Origin of the sequence: Paracoccus chinensis, from assembly GCF_900102885.1 — a bacterium.
In the GTDB taxonomy this organism is placed as follows: domain Bacteria; phylum Pseudomonadota; class Alphaproteobacteria; order Rhodobacterales; family Rhodobacteraceae; genus Paracoccus; species Paracoccus chinensis.
The window spans coordinates 45,737-61,145 of the sequence record NZ_FNGE01000012.1; the positions used below are offsets into that span (position 1 = coordinate 45,737).

At 68.9% G+C, this 15,409-nt stretch carries 16 protein-coding genes; 6 read left to right on the forward strand and 10 right to left on the reverse strand.

The genetic code is table 11. The features are described from left to right. The first annotated feature begins 233 nt into the window (after positions 1 to 233). Positions 234 to 1,862, forward strand: a complete 1,629-nt coding sequence (locus BLQ03_RS12705) for an acyl-CoA synthetase (RefSeq protein ID WP_090756690.1) — start codon at positions 234 to 236, stop codon at positions 1,860 to 1,862. Between the two features lie 52 nt (positions 1,863 to 1,914). On the opposite strand, the gene BLQ03_RS12710 is transcribed toward BLQ03_RS12705, so the two are convergent. From BLQ03_RS12710 to dapD, 5 genes are all read right to left on the reverse strand, one after another. Beyond that, positions 1,915 to 2,652: an ABC transporter permease gene (locus BLQ03_RS12710; RefSeq protein WP_090756692.1), complete on the reverse strand. Its 738-nt coding sequence runs from the start codon at positions 2,650 to 2,652 to the stop codon at positions 1,915 to 1,917. Then, complete coding sequence (locus tag BLQ03_RS12715) at positions 2,649 to 3,575, reverse strand: ABC transporter ATP-binding protein (protein ID WP_090756694.1); 927 nt, start codon at positions 3,573 to 3,575, stop codon at positions 2,649 to 2,651. The genes BLQ03_RS12710 and BLQ03_RS12715 overlap by 4 nt, the downstream gene beginning before the upstream one ends. Further along, positions 3,572 to 4,747 carry an ABC transporter permease gene (locus BLQ03_RS12720; RefSeq protein ID WP_090756696.1) on the reverse strand — a complete coding sequence of 392 codons (1,176 nt, stop codon included), beginning with the start codon at positions 4,745 to 4,747 and terminating at the stop codon, positions 3,572 to 3,574. The genes BLQ03_RS12715 and BLQ03_RS12720 overlap by 4 nt, the downstream gene beginning before the upstream one ends. 22 nt (positions 4,748 to 4,769) lie before the next feature. Further along, a complete protein-coding gene (gene osmF / locus BLQ03_RS12725) occupies positions 4,770 to 5,675 on the reverse strand; it encodes a glycine betaine ABC transporter substrate-binding protein OsmF (protein WP_217629731.1) in 906 nt (301 codons plus the stop codon). Between the two features lie 344 nt (positions 5,676 to 6,019). Next, positions 6,020 to 6,844 (reverse strand): 2,3,4,5-tetrahydropyridine-2,6-dicarboxylate N-succinyltransferase, encoded by an 825-nt coding sequence (gene dapD, locus BLQ03_RS12730; protein WP_090756698.1) that lies wholly within the window; start codon positions 6,842 to 6,844, stop codon positions 6,020 to 6,022. Positions 6,845 to 6,941: 97 nt separating this feature from the next. Between dapD and BLQ03_RS12735 the strand changes: the two genes are divergently transcribed. Then, on the forward strand, positions 6,942 to 7,766 hold the full coding sequence (locus tag BLQ03_RS12735; protein ID WP_090756700.1) for an LOG family protein: 825 nt from the start codon (positions 6,942 to 6,944) through the stop codon (positions 7,764 to 7,766). 3 nt (positions 7,767 to 7,769) lie between these two features. Here BLQ03_RS12735 and BLQ03_RS12740 read toward each other — a convergent pair whose 3' ends face one another. From BLQ03_RS12740 to BLQ03_RS12755, 4 genes are all read right to left on the reverse strand, one after another. Beyond that, complete coding sequence (locus BLQ03_RS12740; RefSeq protein WP_090756702.1) at positions 7,770 to 8,867, reverse strand: catalase family protein; 1,098 nt, start codon at positions 8,865 to 8,867, stop codon at positions 7,770 to 7,772. Between the two features lie 58 nt (positions 8,868 to 8,925). Then, positions 8,926 to 9,402 (reverse strand): 23S rRNA (pseudouridine(1915)-N(3))-methyltransferase RlmH, encoded by a 477-nt coding sequence (rlmH, locus tag BLQ03_RS12745; protein WP_090756705.1) that lies wholly within the window; start codon positions 9,400 to 9,402, stop codon positions 8,926 to 8,928. A 7-nt stretch (positions 9,403 to 9,409) separates the two neighbouring features. Then, entirely contained in the window at positions 9,410 to 9,814 is a 405-nt protein-coding gene (rsfS, locus tag BLQ03_RS12750; protein WP_090756707.1) for a ribosome silencing factor, read from the reverse strand. Positions 9,815 to 9,991: 177 nt separating this feature from the next. After that, on the reverse strand, positions 9,992 to 10,357 hold the full coding sequence (locus tag BLQ03_RS12755; RefSeq protein WP_090756709.1) for a hypothetical protein: 366 nt from the start codon (positions 10,355 to 10,357) through the stop codon (positions 9,992 to 9,994). Between the two features lie 280 nt (positions 10,358 to 10,637). Here BLQ03_RS12755 and leuC point away from each other — a divergent pair, with 280 nt between their 5' ends. Genes leuC through BLQ03_RS12775 form a run of 3 tightly spaced genes read left to right on the forward strand, consistent with a single transcriptional unit; the run spans position 10,638 to position 13,785 of the window. Beyond that, positions 10,638 to 12,080, forward strand: a complete 1,443-nt coding sequence (leuC, locus tag BLQ03_RS12765) for a 3-isopropylmalate dehydratase large subunit (protein WP_090756713.1) — start codon at positions 10,638 to 10,640, stop codon at positions 12,078 to 12,080. A 17-nt stretch (positions 12,081 to 12,097) separates the two neighbouring features. Continuing rightward, a complete protein-coding gene (gene leuD / locus BLQ03_RS12770; protein ID WP_090756715.1) occupies positions 12,098 to 12,703 on the forward strand; it encodes a 3-isopropylmalate dehydratase small subunit in 606 nt (201 codons plus the stop codon). Then, on the forward strand, positions 12,694 to 13,785 hold the full coding sequence (locus tag BLQ03_RS12775) for an endonuclease/exonuclease/phosphatase family protein (RefSeq protein WP_090756717.1): 1,092 nt from the start codon (positions 12,694 to 12,696) through the stop codon (positions 13,783 to 13,785). The genes leuD and BLQ03_RS12775 overlap by 10 nt, the downstream gene beginning before the upstream one ends. Here BLQ03_RS12775 and BLQ03_RS12780 read toward each other — a convergent pair. Next, positions 13,739 to 14,143: a hypothetical protein gene (locus BLQ03_RS12780; RefSeq protein WP_245688892.1), complete on the reverse strand. Its 405-nt coding sequence runs from the start codon at positions 14,141 to 14,143 to the stop codon at positions 13,739 to 13,741. The two genes, BLQ03_RS12775 and BLQ03_RS12780, sit on opposite strands and share 47 nt — an antisense overlap. A gap of 139 nt (positions 14,144 to 14,282) precedes the next feature. Between BLQ03_RS12780 and leuB the strand changes: the two genes are divergently transcribed. Beyond that, a complete protein-coding gene (gene leuB / locus BLQ03_RS12785; protein ID WP_090756719.1) occupies positions 14,283 to 15,407 on the forward strand; it encodes a 3-isopropylmalate dehydrogenase in 1,125 nt (374 codons plus the stop codon). Positions 15,408 to 15,409 lie beyond the last annotated feature (2 nt).

Below are 15,409 nucleotides of genomic sequence, written 5' to 3' on the forward strand. Positions count from 1 at the left end.
CGCAGTGCATGGACAGCCGTCTTCCGGAAGCAGGCCACGCCTCGCTGGGGATCGCACTCTTTTGCCGTTTTTGCGGGCAGGATCAAGACCCCTGACCGGATTTGTCAGGTACTCACGCCAAAGTGGCCCCTTGCCTACGCCGCGTTCAGGCTGCTCAATCCCGCGCGGAAATGGGCGCGGCAGACAACGCGCCTCGGGGCAGGCAGGCCGAAGGCCGCGCAAGGGGGCATGACATGGTGGAACACACGATCTTCGATTACGCGCTGGACCGGAGCCCGGCCAACCATGTCCCGCTGTCGCCCCTGTCGTTCATCCAGCGGACGGCGGCGATCTACCCCGATTACCCCGCCGTGTCCTACAACGGCGTCCGCCGGACCTGGGCCGAGACCTATGACCGCACCCGCCGCCTGGCGAGCGCCCTGGCGGGCCGCGGCATCGGCAAGGGCGACACGGTGGCGGTGGTCGCGGCCAACATCCCCGAGATGTTCGAGGCGCATTTCGGCGTCCCCATGGCAGGCGCGGTGCTGAACGCGATCAACACGCGGCTGGATGCCGAGGGCATCGCCTTCATCCTCAAGCATGGCGAGGCCAAGGTCCTGATCGTGGACCCCGAGTTCTCGGATGTCGTGGAACGCGCCGTCCGCATCGCCCATGCGCCGGACCTGCTGGTCGTGGACGTCCTCGATTCCAGCTTCGAAGGCGGCCAGCGCATCGGCCGGCTGACTTATGACGGGCTTCTGGCGGAGGGCGATCCGGGATTCGGCTGGGTGATGCCCGATGACGAATGGGACGCGATCGCGTTGAACTATACCTCGGGAACGACGGGCGATCCCAAGGGCGTCGTCTATCACCACCGGGGGGCGGCGCTGAACGCGCTGTCCAACATCGTCACCTGGGGGATGGGGCATCACGCGCGCTATCTGTGGACGCTGCCCATGTTCCACTGCAACGGCTGGTGCTTTCCCTGGACCATCGCGGCCAATGCGGGCGTTGCGGTCTGCCTGCGCGCCGTCCGGGCCGAGCCGATCTTCCAGTTGATCCGGGACGAGAAGGTCACGCATTTCTGCGGCGCCCCCATCGTGCTGAACATGCTGGCCAGCGCTCCGGACCACCTCAAGGACTTCGACCACGAGGTGAAGGTGATGACAGCCGGCGCCCCGCCCCCCGCAAAGGTGATCGAGGCGATGGAGGACATGGGCGTCGAGGTGACGCATGTCTACGGCCTGACCGAGACCTACGGCCCCTCGGTGGTCTGCGCCTGGAAGGGCGAGTGGGACAGCCGCAACCAGGGCGAGCGCGCCCGGCTGAAGGTGCGCCAGGGCGTCCCCAACATCGCGCTGTCCGAGATGATGGTGGCCGACCCCGAGACGCTGGAGCCGGTCCCCGCGGACGGCACCACCATGGGCGAGGTCTTCATGCGCGGCAACAACGTCATGAAGGGCTACCTGAAGAACCCCAGTTCCACCGAAAAGGCCTTCCGCGGCGGCTGGTTCGCCTCGGGCGACCTCGGCGTGATGCACCCGGACGGCTATGTGGAGCTGAAGGACCGGTCCAAGGACATCATCATCTCGGGCGGCGAGAACATCTCGTCCATCGAGGTCGAGGACGTGCTGTATCGCCATCCGGCGGTGATGGTCGCGGCGGTGGTGGCGAAGCCCGACGAGAAATGGGGCGAGACGCCCTGCGCCTTTATCGAGCTGCGCGACGGCACCACGGCCGAGGAGGCCGAGATCATCGCCTTCTGCCGCGACAACCTCGCGCATTACAAATGCCCCCGGAAGGTGGTGTTCGGCGAGTTGCCCAAGACGCCCACCGGCAAGATCCAGAAGTTCATGCTGCGCGCCCGCGCCAAGGAGATGTGAGGGCGGAGAGCCGAGCCGGGGCGCCTGTGGCTAGCTTTCAGCCACCCGGCGCTCAGGACCGGGCGCGGGTCCAGCCCGCCGCCCGGCCCTCGATCCAGCGGAAGCCCGCGTGGATCAGCAGGGCGAGGATGCCCACGACGATCCCGCCCTGGACGACAAAGGCGGTGTTCGAGGACAAAAGGCCCGCGATGATGACCTCGCCCAGTGTGCGTGCGGCGACGGTGGATCCGATGGTGGCGGTGGACAGCGCAATGACGGCCGACAGCCGCACGCCCGACAGGATCACCGGCAGGGCCAAGGGCAGTTCCACCCGCCACAGGCGCTGGGCGGGGGTCATGCCCATGCCGCGCGCGGCCTCGATCACCTGCGGGGGCAGGTTGGTCAGGCCTGCCAGCGTATTCTCGAAGATCGGCAGAAGGCCGTAAAGGAACAGTGCAAGCAGCGTGGGACCGGTGCCGAAGCCCATCACCGGCACGGCCAGCGCCAGCACCGCCACGGGCGGAAAGGTCTGCCCGACCGAGGCCACCGTGCGCGCCAGGGGCAGGAAGTCCCGTCCGAAGGGCCGCGTGACCAGCACCCCGAAGCCCACCGCCAGCACTGACGCCGCCAGCACCGCCCCTGCCACCATCCCCAGGTGCGAGAACGTCAGCGACAGAAGGCTCGTCTGCGTATAGACGGGCGGCGCGCCGTTCCGTGTTAGAGGCCGCAGCAGGGGCGCGAAGCTTTCGGGCGACAGGAGAAAGGCCAGCAGCAGGATCGCCGCAAGGCCCAGCGCAAGGCGCCCGGTCACGGCGACCGCCCCTCGGCCGCCCGGCGCAGGGCCTCCAGCGTCACCACGCCGCCGCCCTCCACCGGCAGGGCGGCGCGGCCCGTCCACAGGCACAGCGACAATGCGTCCCGCAGCGAGGCGCCAGGGGCGAGCGGCGGGCCCTCGGCTTCCCCCGGCTGGATCAGGTCGGCCACGCAGGTCAGCGAGAGCAGGTGGAAGGGCCGTTCGTCCCTGCCGATCAGGCGGGCCACGAAGGGGGTCGCGGGGGCGGTCAGGATCTCGCGCGGGGGGGCGTATTGCAGCAGGCGGCCCTGTTCCATCACGGCGATGCGGTCGCCCAGCGTGATGGCCTCGGCCATGTCATGGGTGACGATGACCAGCGTGGTGCCAAGCTCGCGCTGGATGCGGCGCAGGTCGGTCTGGGCCTGGGCGCGGATCACGGGGTCGAGCGCGCCGAAGGGCTCGTCCATCAGCAGAAGATCCGGCCGCGCGGCCAGGGCGCGCGCCACGCCCACGCGCTGCTGCTGGCCGCCCGAAAGCTGGTGGGGCATCCGGTCGCGGAACTCGGCGGGGGGAAGCTGGAACAGCTCCAGCAGTTCGTCCACGCGGGCGGCGATGCGGGCGCGGTCCCAGCCCAGAAGGCGCGGCACCGTGGCGATGTTCTGCGCGACGGTTCGATGTGGGAACAGCCCGTGGCCCTGGATGGCATAGCCGATCCGGCGGCGCAGAAGATGCGGGGGCAGGGCCGCGGTGTCGGTCCCGTCGATCCGGACGCGGCCCGAGGTGGGTTCCACCAGCCGGTTGATCATCCGCAACAGCGTCGTCTTGCCCGACCCCGAGGTGCCGACCAGCGCCGCGATCTGCCCCCGCTCGACCGTCAGGCTGACGTCATCCACGGCGGCAAGGGCACCGTAGCGTTTCGTCAGGTGCTCGATCTCGATCATGCGCGGACCTTTCGCGGGTCGATCCCCTCCAGAGCCAGGTCCAGCGCGATGCCCGACACCAGCGCCAGCGCGATGGTCGGCAGCGCGCCCAGCAGCACGAGGTCCATGGCGGTCTGGTTCAGCCCCTGAAAGACGAAGCTGCCGAAGCCGCCGCCGCCGATCAGCCCCGCGATCACGGCAAGGCCGATGTTCTGGACCAGCACGATGCGCACCGCAGCCAGCAGGACCGGCAGGGTCAGCGGGATCATCACCTGCGCCAAGGTCTGCGCACGCGTCATTCCAAGGCCCGCCGCGGCCTCGCGGACCCCCGGCGGAACGCCCGCCAGCCCGGCGAGCAGGTTCGAGACGACCGGCAGCAGCGAATACAGGAACAGCGCCACCAATGCCGGAAAGGCGCCGATCCCGGCGATCCCCGCCGCCGCCGCCCCCGGCACACTTGCCGCGATCCAGCCGAACAGGGGGATCATGATCCCGAACAGCGCCAGCGACGGGATTGTCTGGACAACATTCAGGACGCCCAGCACCGCCCCCCGCAGGCGCGGTGCCTCGTGGACCAGGATGCCCAGCGGCAGCCCCACCGCCAGCGCCGCGCCCAGCGAGCCGAAGGCCAGCATCAGGTGGCGCTGCGCCTCGCGCCAGAAGGTGTCGCGCCGCGCGGCGTATTCCCGCATCACCGAGAGGTCATCCATGAGCCCCGTTCCAAGGATCAGCGCGCCTGCCACAACCGCCCCCGCCAGCAGCGCCCAGCGCCAAGCGGGCCGCAGCGCCAGCCGAGACAGCGCATCAGCCAAAGCCAGCGCGAAGGCCGCAAGCAGCAGCCAGAAGCCCGCGCCCAGCGAGACGCGTGCAATGCGGTCGCCCTCGGGCACCAGCGCGCCCGCAGCTGCTCCGGCGAACAGGATCACGCCCAGAAGCCCAGCCAAGGCCAGCACAAGCCCTGCGGGCGCCGGACGGCGGACTGGGATCGCCATGGCAAGCGCTCCGGTCAGTGCAGCCGCGACGGCCCAGCCCCAAGGGCCGAGCGCGTCGGGCAGACTCAATCCCTCTCCGGCGACGATGCGGTTCGCGCGGAACTGGACAAAGGGCTGGGCAAGGCCCGCCAGCCCGAGGGCTGCGAACAGAAGCCCCGGACGGCTGACGCCGGGCCGCGTTCCGACGACGGCCGGGTTCATCCGCTGCCGGGCGGGCAGGGGGTCACTCGATCAGGCCCTTGCGGGTCAGGTAGTCCTCGGCCACCGCCGCCGCGGGCTCGCCGCCCACCTGGATGCGGGCGTTCAGCTCCTGCAGCGTGGTCAGGTCGAAGCCCGCGAAGATCGGGTTCAGCACCTCGGGGATCTTCGGATATTCCTCCAGCACCTCGGCCCGGACCACCGGCGCAGGCTGGTAGAAGGGCTGCACGGCCTTGTCGTCTTCCATCACCACCAGCCCGGCAGGCTCGATGCCGCCGTCGGTGCCATAGACCATGGCCGCGTTCACGCCCGAGGTCTGCTGCGCCGCCGCCGCAATCGTCGCGGCCGTGTCGCCGCCCGACAACTGCACCAGTTGCGCGGGCGAAAGCTGGAAACCGTAGGTCGTCTGGAAGGCCGGAAGCGCCGCGGGCGAGGTCACGAACTCGGTCGAGGCCGCGAGCTTCACCTGCCCGCCCCCGGCGACCCAGGCGCCGAAATCGGACATGGTCCGCAGGTTGTTCTGCTCGGCCAGGTCGCGGCGGACCGCAATGGCCCAGGTGTTGTTGGCGGGCGCGGGGTCCAGCCAGATCAGGTTGCCCGCATGGTCCAGTTCCGCCGCGCGTGCATAGGATTGCGCGGCGTCCTTCCAGACGGGGCTGTCGGCCTCGTTGTGGAAGAAGGCGGCGTTGCCGGTGTATTCGGGATAGATGTCGATCTGCCCCGAGGCGATCGCGTCCCGCACGATGGGCGTGCCGCCCAGCTGCAGGCGGTTTTCCACCGGCATCCCGGCATGTTCCAGCGCCAGCAGGATGACGTTGCCCAGCAGCCCGCCCTCGGTGTCGATCTTGGACGACACCACGATGTCGCGCGCCGCGGCGGGCGAGGCGAGGCCCGCCAGAACGACAAGGGCGATGGTCGTGATCTTGCGCAATTCCGGTTCTCCTCGTCGGGGCTCCCTTGGGGCAGCCTATGCGGCAAAGACCTGGCCTGCAAAGGCCCGCGTGCCGGGACGCGGTTGAACGCGCGTCCCGGCGGGGCCGTTCCGGGGAAAGTGGGGTTCTCTGGGAGACCTCAGATCGCGCTTGGCGGCGACCTTGCCCGTCCGCTGCGTCTTCTGCCTGGGTGGCAAGCATGCCGTCTTGCTGCCGAGATGAGCCTCCCGGTGGACCACAGGGCGCCTTCGCACCCCCAAGATGCCGATGCCCTGCAGCCCGGCGACATGCGCGGGACGAGGGGCCGGGGCCGCTGGACGTCGCCATCGGCCCCGGCAAGCCATCAGTCGCGCAGAAGCTCGTTGATCGAGGTCTTGGACCGGGTCTTGGCATCGACCCGCTTGACGATCACCGCGCAGTAGAGATGGACGCCGTTCCTGGACGGCATCGAGCCCGCGACGACGACCGAACCCGCGGGAACCTCGCCATACATGACCTCGCCCGTCTCGCGGTCCACGATCTTGGTGGACTGGCCGATGAAGACGCCCATGCCGAGGACCGAGCCCTCGCGCACGATCACGCCCTCGACGACCTCACTGCGGGCGCCGATGAAGCAGTCGTCCTCGATGATGGTGGGGCCCGCCTGCATGGGTTCGAGCACGCCGCCGATGCCGACGCCGCCCGACAGGTGGACGCGCTTGCCGATCTGTGCGCAGGAGCCGACCGTGGCCCAGGTATCGACCATCGTGCCCTCGTCCACATAGGCGCCAAGGTTCACGAAGGACGGCATCAGCACCACGCCCTTGGCGATGAAGGCCGAGCGGCGGACGACGCAGTTCGGCACCGCGCGGAAGCCCGCCTCACGCCAGCGGGCCGCGTCCCAGTCCTTGAATTTGCCGTCCACCTTGTCCCACCAGGTGCCGCCCTGCGGCCCGCCCGGATGCAGTTCCATGTCCTTCAGGCGGAAGCCCAGCAGCACGGCCTTCTTGGCCCACTGGTTGACGTGCCAGTCGGCCCCCCGCTTCTCGGCCACGCGCAGTTCGCCCCGGTCCAGGGCCTCCAGCGTCGCCTCGATGGCGTCGCGGGTTTCGCCCTTCGTCGCGGGGGTGATGCTGTCGCGGGCGTCCCAGGCAGCCTCGATGGCGGTTTCAAGCGCGGCGTTCGACATGGTGGCCCTTTCTGGCGGTCGGGTGGAAATCCTTGCCGTGGGGCTATAAGCGGGGGGTCAGCACCGTGCAACGCCGGTGGCCAGCTTTGAGGTTTGGATGACGCCCCCCGACGACGAACGCAGCCACACCCTGCGCCACAGCCAACAGGACGCGGTCGTCGCGGCGCACGACCCTTCGACGCCCCAGACGCGCTCGCCGTCCTACCGGCTGGCCTTCACTGACACGGAATTCCTGCTGCGCGAGGAGTTGCGTCCGGTCCGCCTGCAGCTGGAGCTGCTGAAGCCCGAGATGATCATGGACGAGCGCGGCGTGACCTCGACCGTGGTGATGTTCGGCGGCGCCCGCATCCCTGCGCCGGAACACGCGAGCCGCGCGCGCACGCCCACGCTGGCGCGGCTGTCGGCCTATTATGCCGAGGCCGAGCGCTTTGCTGCGCTGATCACCAGGCGCTCGATCGCCACCAAGGGGCGCGAATGGGTGATCTGCACCGGCGGCGGGCCGGGGGTGATGGAGGCAGGGAACAAGGGTGCCCATGAGGCGGGCGGCCAGTCCATCGGGCTGGGGATCGTGCTGCCGCACGAGCAGGCGCCGAACCTCTACGTAACGCCGGACCTGGCCTTCAACTTCCACTATTTCGCCATCCGCAAGATGCATTTCCTGATGCGCGCGCGGGCGATCACGATCTTTCCCGGCGGCTTCGGCACCTTGGACGAGATGTTCGAGGCGCTGACCCTGATCCAGACCGGCCGGATGAAGCCCATCCCCTTCCTTCTGTTCGGGACCGAGTTCTGGAACCGCATCATCGACTGGCAGGCGCTGGCCGAGGCGGGCACTATCAGCCCCGAGGACCTCGGCCTCTTCACCTTTGTCGAAACCGCCGAGGAGGCGATTGCCGCCATCGACGCCTTCGATCTGGGCTGAGCTTCAGCCGCCGAGCCTTGGCACCGTCCGCGGCTCGTGGATCGGGCAGCCGGTCAGTTCGCTGCGGTGGCCGGCCGAGATCGGATAAACCTGCCGCCGGGCGCGCATGATGTTGCCCAGGGGGCGGTGCGCCTCGATCCCCCGCCAGGGACGGAAGGCGATGCTTTCGTCCACGATGGCCGATCGCGCGTCGCTCCAGGATTCCTGCGCGGGAACGCTCAGGGTGGCGACGGGCTGGAAGGGGGACTCCTCCTCGCTCCACTCGACCGAGGCATCCTCGATGGGCATCCGGTCGAGATCGCGGCAAAGCTGCACCTCGAGCGTCCAGCTGCCGCCCTGTCGGGCCAGCGTCTCGATTACCGCCGCGCGGATCGCGTCGGGGTCGTCCAGGTCGATCCGATCGCCCTCCAGCGCCGTGAAGCTGTCCGAGGCGGGGACGAGCCGCAGCTTGGCGATATGGTCGCCGTATCGCAGCGGGACCTGGGTGTAGTAGCTTTCGCCCAGGGGGTTCGTGGGCTTGTAGCCGCCCAGCGCGCTCAGCATGGCGCTGTGCAGACCGACCGCCTCGATGGCGCGTTCGACCGGGCGCAGGATGGTGGACAGCGCGACCTTGGCCCATTCGGCGCGCTCGGTTGTCAGCGCGACCGGCTTGAGGCTGCGCAGGAAGGCCCTGGTGTCGGGGGCCTGGAAGTTCGGGCTGCTCGCCATCAGGAGGTCCTGGGTGGTGTCCTCCTCGCTGCCGGGCAGGCGCTCACCCTCGACCCCGAAAAGCTTGAGGGCCATGCCGCGGGGCAGGGACACGCTGTCGCGCAGCACGTCGCCGGGAATGGTCGAGATCCGCAGCAGGGCGTCAAATTCGCGCGGCGCGGCGAAGACGCCCTGCGCCAGCTCGGGCGGCAGGCCTTCGTGGACGGACAGGGTGCCGGTCAGGATCGCGTGGCTTTTCGCATGGACCGACCGCACGGCATGGCCGCCCGCCTCATGCGTGCGGTCGATGATGTAGGTCATCTGCTCGGCGATCCTGCGGGTCGTCTCGGCCTCGTCGGGCTGGACGGTCTCGACATCGGGCGAATAGGCGACGGGCGCGTCGAGGCGCGACATGGGCTTGCTCCTGACCTGGTGTGCCGGGGGGAAGCGCCGGCAGGGCGGGCAGGTTCCGTCAGACCCGGTGATAGGGCGAGCCCGCAAGGATCGTCGCGGCGCGATAAAGCTGTTCGGACAGCATGACGCGGGCCAGCATATGCGGCCAGACCATCGCGCCGAAGGACAGCGTCAGGTCGGCGCGGTCGCGCAAGGCGGGGTCCAGCCCGTCCGCGCCCCCGATCAGGAACACGGCGTCCGAGCGTCCATCGTCGCGGAAACGGGCGAGGGCAGATGCGAAGTCGGGCGACGACAGAAGCCGCCCGCGTTCGTCCAGGGCGATGATCGCGGCACCCTCGGGGATCTGGCGGGAGAGAAGGGCTGCCTCGGCGGATTTGCCGCCGCCCTTGCGATCCTCGACCTCGATCACTTCGGCGGGACCGAGTCCAAGCGCGCGGCCGGTCTGGGCGAACCGGCCGAGATAGTCCTGGATCAGCGCCGCTTCGGGCGCACGCGCGGCCAGCCGCCCGACCGCGGCGATGCGGACCCGAAGCATTGCGGACTTACTGCGTCAGCGACTGGGTGGCGTCAGGGGCAGCGCCGCCCCGCAGGCTGGCCAGCGCGTCGGCGGGCATCCACATCTTCTCGAGTTGGTAGAACTCGCGCACCTCGGGGCGGAAGACATGGACGATGACGTCGTCGGTGTCGATCAGCACCCAGTCGCCGGTGTCCTTGCCCTCGATCCGGGCGGAGCGGCCGCATTCGGTCTTGAGGCGGTCAACCAGCTTCTGGGCGATGGACGCCACCTGGCGCGAGCTGCGGCCCGAGGCGATGACCATGTGGTCGGCCATGGCGGAACGTCCGCGCAGGTCGATGGTGACGATGTCCTCGGCCTTGTCGTCATCGAGCGAGGCGAGGATGCGGGCAAGCAACTGGTCGCTGCTTTCCGCGGTGGTCGCGGCCGGCACTTCGGCCGACGGGACGGTGGTGGACAGGGGACTTCCTCCGGTCAGCGCGCCGATCTTCCCCGGCGCCGGGATGTCCTTAATGTAGCACGGAATCCGTTCCGCTCAATGTTCGGGGGTGCAGATTTATGGCGAAGGACGCAGGGACGCGCCAGCCCGCCCAGGCCGCCGCGCAGGGCGCTAGAACATCTCGGGCCGCGGGAAGCGCGTGCCTTCCGGAATCTGCGGGAAGTCCGAGCGGTAGACGGTGTATTCCTGGCACTCCGGATCGCCCATGATGTCCTGCCCCTGCAGCGTGCATTCGGCCTGCACGCGGGTCCCGTCCTCGAAGCGGAAGCCCACGTCGGCCAGAGGGTCGTCCATCTGGTATTGTCCCTGCCCGAAGTGGTTGCGCCCGTCGATGATCACCAGGTCCTTCAGCCGGTTGCCGCCGGGATAGAACATCAGCGCGATCCGGCTGCCGTCCTGCCGTGTTCCCGTGATCTCGGTCGGAAAGCAGCCTGCCAGCGCCGCCACGCCCGCCGCTGCCAGAAGAAACACCCGCATCCGCGACATCATTCCGTTCCACCTCTCTGAACCTGTGTGCTTACGGTTGCACAAGGGTCCTAAGGTCCGGTTAAGGGTCCCAAGTCGCTTGATCCGGGGTGGAGGAACGAATATCTTCCCGCACATGATGCGTTTTTTCGACATCCATGACCGTGCCCGTCTGCCCGGCCGGTTCTACGGCCTGACCCGGACGGTGACCGCGCGACTGTGAAGCGGGCTCGCCCGGCGCCCTCGCGCGCCTGCTTTTCCTTGATCGCCATCCCTTCCGAAAGAGACAGCCATGACCGGCAATCCGACCCATAGCGGCCCCCGTACGCTTTACGACAAGATCTTCGACGCCCATGTCGTCGACCGCCAGCCCGACGGCACCTGCCTGCTGTACATCGACCGCCATCTGGTCCACGAGGTGACCAGCCCGCAGGCCTTCGTGGGGTTGCGGATGTCGGGCCGCAAGGTGCGCCGCCCCGACCAGACCATCGCCGTCCCGGACCACAACGTGCCGACCACGCCCGACCGCGTGGCCGGGATCGAGAACCCGGAAGGCCGCATCCAGGTCGCCGAGCTTGACAAGAACGCCCGCGACTTCGGCGTGAACTACTATCCGATGAACGACATCCGTCAGGGGATCGTCCATATCGTCGGCCCCGAACAGGGCTGGACCCTGCCCGGCATGACCGTCGTCTGCGGCGACAGCCACACCGCGACGCATGGGGCCTTCGGCGCGCTGGCGCACGGGATCGGCACCTCCGAGGTGGAACACGTCCTGGCGACCCAGACGCTGATCCAGAAGAAGTCGAAGAACATGAAGGTCGAGATCACCGGCAAGCTGCGCCCCGGTGTGACGGCCAAGGACATCACGCTCTCGATCATTGGCCACACCGGCACGGCGGGCGGCACCGGCTATGTCATCGAATATTGCGGCGAGGCGATCCGCGACCTGTCGATGGAAGGCCGCATGACCGTCTGCAACATGGCGATCGAGGGCGGTGCCCGGGCGGGCCTGATCGCGCCGGACGAGAAGACCTTCGAATACGTCAAGGGCCGCCCGCACGCGCCGAAGGGTGCCGCGTGGGAGGCCGCGCTTGCCTGGTGGAAGACGCTGTTCTCGGACGAGGGCGCGCAGTGGGACAAGGTCGTGACGATCCGGGGCGAGGACATCGAGCCGGTCGTGACCTGGGGCACCTCGCCCGAGGACGTGCTGCCCATCGGCGCGACCGTGCCTGCGCCCGAGCACTTCGAGGGCGGCAAGGTCGAGGCTGCGCGCCGTTCGCTGGACTACATGGGCCTCAAGCCCGGCATGAAGCTGACCGACATCAAGGTGGACGCGGTCTTCATCGGATCCTGCACCAACGGCCGGATCGAGGACCTGCGCGCCGCCGCCGAGGTGCTGCGCGGCAAGCACCTCGCGCCGGGCGTGCGGGGGATGGTCGTCCCCGGCTCTGGTCTGGTCAGGATGCAGGCCGAGGAGGAGGGGCTGGACAAGGTCTTCCTCGACGCGGGCTTCGAATGGCGGCTGGCGGGCTGTTCCATGTGTCTGGGCATGAATCCCGACCAGTTGGCGCCGGGCGAGCGCTGCGCCGCGACCTCGAACCGCAACTTCGAGGGCCGGATGGGCCGGGGCGGCCGCACGCACCTGATGTCGCCGGTGATGGCGGCGGCTGCGGCCGTGACGGGCCACCTGACCGACGTGCGCGAGCTGATGGCCGCGCCGGTGGATGCCTGAGGGGATACGAGGACAACATGGACAAGTTCACCACCCTGACCGGCATCGCCGCGCCCATGCCGCTGGTCAACATCGACACCGACATGATCATCCCCAAGCAGTTCCTGAAGACGATCCATCGTTCGGGACTGGGGAAGAACCTGTTCGACGAGATGCGCTTCTTCCCCGACGGGACCGAGAACCCGGACTTCGTGCTGAACAAGCCGGCGTATCGGGACGCGCAGATCATCGTGGCGGGCGACAACTTCGGCTGCGGGTCCTCGCGCGAGCACGCGCCCTGGGCGCTGCTGGACTATGGCATCCGCTGCGTGATCTCGACCAGCTTCGCGGACATCTTCTACAACAACTGCTTCAAGAACGGCATCCTGCCCATCATCCTGCCTCAGGACGCGGTCGAGGCGCTGATGAAGGACGCCGAGAACGGGGCGAACGCGCGCCTGACCGTCGATCTTGAATCGCAGACGGTGACGGGCGCGGATGGCACGGCCTATCCATTCGAGATGGACCCGCACCGCAAGCACTGCCTGCTGAACGGCCTGGACGACATCGGCCTGACGATGGAGAAGGCGCCGTCGATCGAGGCTTATGAGGCGCGGATCGCCCAGTCCCAGCCTTGGGTCTGAGGGCGCTGACCCTCGCGCTGGCGCTGGCCGCAGGGCCGGCGCTAGCCGACACCATCCGCATCGCCACCTACAGCCCCGACCTGTCACGCGACGGGCCGGGGCTTCTGCTGCGCGACATCCTGTCGGGCAAGGACGAGCAGATTGCCGCCGTCGTGCAGGTGATCGCGGCGGCGGACGCGGACGTGCTGCTGCTGACCGGCTTTGACTGGGATCACGACGGCGCGACGCTGTCCGCCTTTGCCGACCTGCTGGAAGCGGCGGGCGCGGGCTATCCTCACCGCCATGCGAGCCGCCCCAACAGCGGGATGGCGACCGGCCTTGATCTCGACGGCGACGGGCGCACGGGGACGGGCGACGACGCGCAGGGCTTCGGGCTGTTCTCGGGGCAGGGGGGCATGGTGCTGCTGTCGCGGCTGCCTCTGGGCGAGGTCACGGACCACTCGGGGCTGCTGTGGCGTGACATGCCGGGCAACCTGATGCCGAAGGCGTCGCCCGAGGTAGACGAGGTGCAGCGCCTCTCCTCGACCGCGCATTGGGAGGTGCCGGTGAGCGTCGGCGGTACGACCCTGACGCTGATGGCCTGGTCCGCGACTCCGCCCATCTTCGACGGACCCGAGGACCGCAACGGCCGCCGCAACCATGACGAGGCGGTGTTCTGGCTGACGCGCCTGCCGCCCGATCGCTTCGTCCTTATGGGCGACACCAACCTCGACCCCGTGGACGGCGACGGGCGGCGCGAGGGCATCGCTGCCCTGCTGGACCGCGTGCAGGACCCCCGGCCGAAAAGCGAAGGGGCTGCATTGGCCCCGCAGGACGGCGCCAATGCCGTGCAGAAGGGCGACCCGGCGCTGGACACCGCCGACTGGCCGGATGCCGACGGGCCGGGCAACCTGCGGGTGGACGTCGTGCTGCCCTCGCCGGACCTGACGGTTACGGGTTCGGGTGTGCTGTGGCCCGCGCCGGGACGGCCGCTGGCGGACACGGTGGCTGCAGCCTCGCGGCACCGGCTGGCCTGGGTGGACCTCGAGCTGCCCCTTACTGGGACCGCGACAGCGGCGTCGTCGCCCCGCCCATCGCCTTGAGCCGCGCGATCAGCGGCTGTGCCCGCGGCCCGACCCGGTCGCAGGCGCCGGGATCGTCCAGCAACTGGAAGGCAGGGCCGTAGAACTGCTTGTCATAGGCCGAGGCGTCCAGCCCCAGCTGCGCCGCCAGCTTGTCGCCCGTGCCCGCGATCAGCGTCCATTCCGCGTCCGAGACCGGATAGGCCGGACAGTTCGAGGTGATGACGTTCACCTGCGCCAGTTCAGTGATCAGCGCCCGCGCCTCGTCGGCCGAAAGCCCCGAGGTGTCGGGCAGGGGCACCGTCATGCCTCCGTCGGCAAGGGCTGCTCCGGTCGTGGCAAGCGCCAGCAGGGCGGCAGCAAGCATGGGTTTCATCATCCGTCTCCCCTTGATGGGTCATGCCCCTACCCACAGGACGCGGGCCGCGGGGGCAACCCAAATGGCCGTGAACTTGACCCCCGCGCGGGGCAGGGCTAGGCGGGACGCGACCCGCATCCTCGAATGACAAAGGCGCAAGATGAGCGACAGCTACTCCCTTCTGATTCTGCCGGGCGACGGCATCGGCCCCGAAGTCATGGCCGAGGTGCGCAAGATCATCGACTGGTTCCAGTCGAACCGCGGGATGCGCTTCGACGTGTCGGAAGACCTGGTCGGCGGCGCGGCCTATGACGTGCATGGCAAGCCCATCACCGACGAGACAATGGCCAAGGCGCAGTCCGTGGACGCGGTTCTGCTGGGGGCCGTGGGCGGCCCGGCCTATGACAACCTCGACTTCAGCGTGAAGCCGGAACGTGCCCTGCTGCGGCTGCGCAAGGAAATGGACCTCTTTGCCAACCTGCGCCCGGCCCAGTGCTTCGACGCGCTGGCGGATTTCTCGTCGCTCAAGCGCGAGGTCGTGTCCGGCCTCGACATCCTGATCGTGCGCGAGCTGACCTCGGGCGTCTATTTCGGCGAGCCGCGCGGCATCCATTCCGACGGCAACAACCCTGAAAACGAGGGCGGCCGCGTCGGCATCAACACCCAGCGCTACACCAGCGGAGAGATCCGGCGCGTGGCCCGTGCGGCCTTCGAGCTGGCCAGGAAGCGCAAGAACCGCCTCTGCTCGATGGAAAAGGCCAATGTCATGGAGTCCGGCGTCCTCTGGCGCGAGGAGGTCCAGTGGGTCCATGACAACGAATATCCCGAGGTCGAGCTGACCCACATGTATGCCGACAATGGCGCCATGCAGCTGGTCCGCCGCCCCTCGCAGTTCGACGTGATCGTGACCGACAACCTGTTCGGCGACATCCTGTCGGACGCGGCGGCGATGCTGACCGGCTCGCTGGGGATGCTGCCCTCGGCCTCGCTGGGCGTGCCTGCGGCGAACGGCCGGCCGAAGGCGATGTATGAACCGGTCCACGGTTCCGCCCCCGACATCGCGGGGCAGGGCAAGGCCAACCCCATCGCCTGCATCCTCTCCTTCGCCATGGCGCTGCGCTATTCCTACAACGAGGGCGCCGCGGCCGACGAACTGGAAGCCGCCGTCGAGCGCGTGCTGGCCCAGGGCGCCCGCACCGCCGACCTGATGGGCCCGGAAGGCGGCACGCCGATCGGCACCGCCGAGATGGGCGACCGGATCGTCGCGGCCCTGTCGGCAGGCTGATC

Excerpts from the sequence above, each read along its gene's own strand:
- BLQ03_RS12705 (WP_090756690.1), top strand. The coding sequence starts at position 234 with ATGGTGGAACACACGATCTTCGATTACGCGCTGGACCGGAGCCCGGCC.
- BLQ03_RS12715 (WP_090756694.1), bottom strand. The coding sequence starts at position 3,575 with ATGATCGAGATCGAGCACCTGACGAAACGCTACGGTGCCCTTGCCGCC.
- BLQ03_RS12720 (WP_090756696.1), bottom strand. The coding sequence starts at position 4,747 with ATGAACCCGGCCGTCGTCGGAACGCGGCCCGGCGTCAGCCGTCCGGGG.
- dapD (WP_090756698.1), bottom strand. The coding sequence starts at position 6,844 with ATGTCGAACGCCGCGCTTGAAACCGCCATCGAGGCTGCCTGGGACGCC.
- BLQ03_RS12735 (WP_090756700.1), top strand. The coding sequence starts at position 6,942 with ATGACGCCCCCCGACGACGAACGCAGCCACACCCTGCGCCACAGCCAA.
- BLQ03_RS12740 (WP_090756702.1), bottom strand. The coding sequence starts at position 8,867 with ATGTCGCGCCTCGACGCGCCCGTCGCCTATTCGCCCGATGTCGAGACC.
- rlmH (WP_090756705.1), bottom strand. The coding sequence starts at position 9,402 with ATGCTTCGGGTCCGCATCGCCGCGGTCGGGCGGCTGGCCGCGCGTGCG.
- BLQ03_RS12755 (WP_090756709.1), bottom strand. The coding sequence starts at position 10,357 with ATGCGGGTGTTTCTTCTGGCAGCGGCGGGCGTGGCGGCGCTGGCAGGC.
- leuC (WP_090756713.1), top strand. The coding sequence starts at position 10,638 with ATGACCGGCAATCCGACCCATAGCGGCCCCCGTACGCTTTACGACAAG.
- leuD (WP_090756715.1), top strand. The coding sequence starts at position 12,098 with ATGGACAAGTTCACCACCCTGACCGGCATCGCCGCGCCCATGCCGCTG.
- BLQ03_RS12780 (WP_245688892.1), bottom strand. The coding sequence starts at position 14,143 with ATGATGAAACCCATGCTTGCTGCCGCCCTGCTGGCGCTTGCCACGACC.
- leuB (WP_090756719.1), top strand. The coding sequence starts at position 14,283 with ATGAGCGACAGCTACTCCCTTCTGATTCTGCCGGGCGACGGCATCGGC.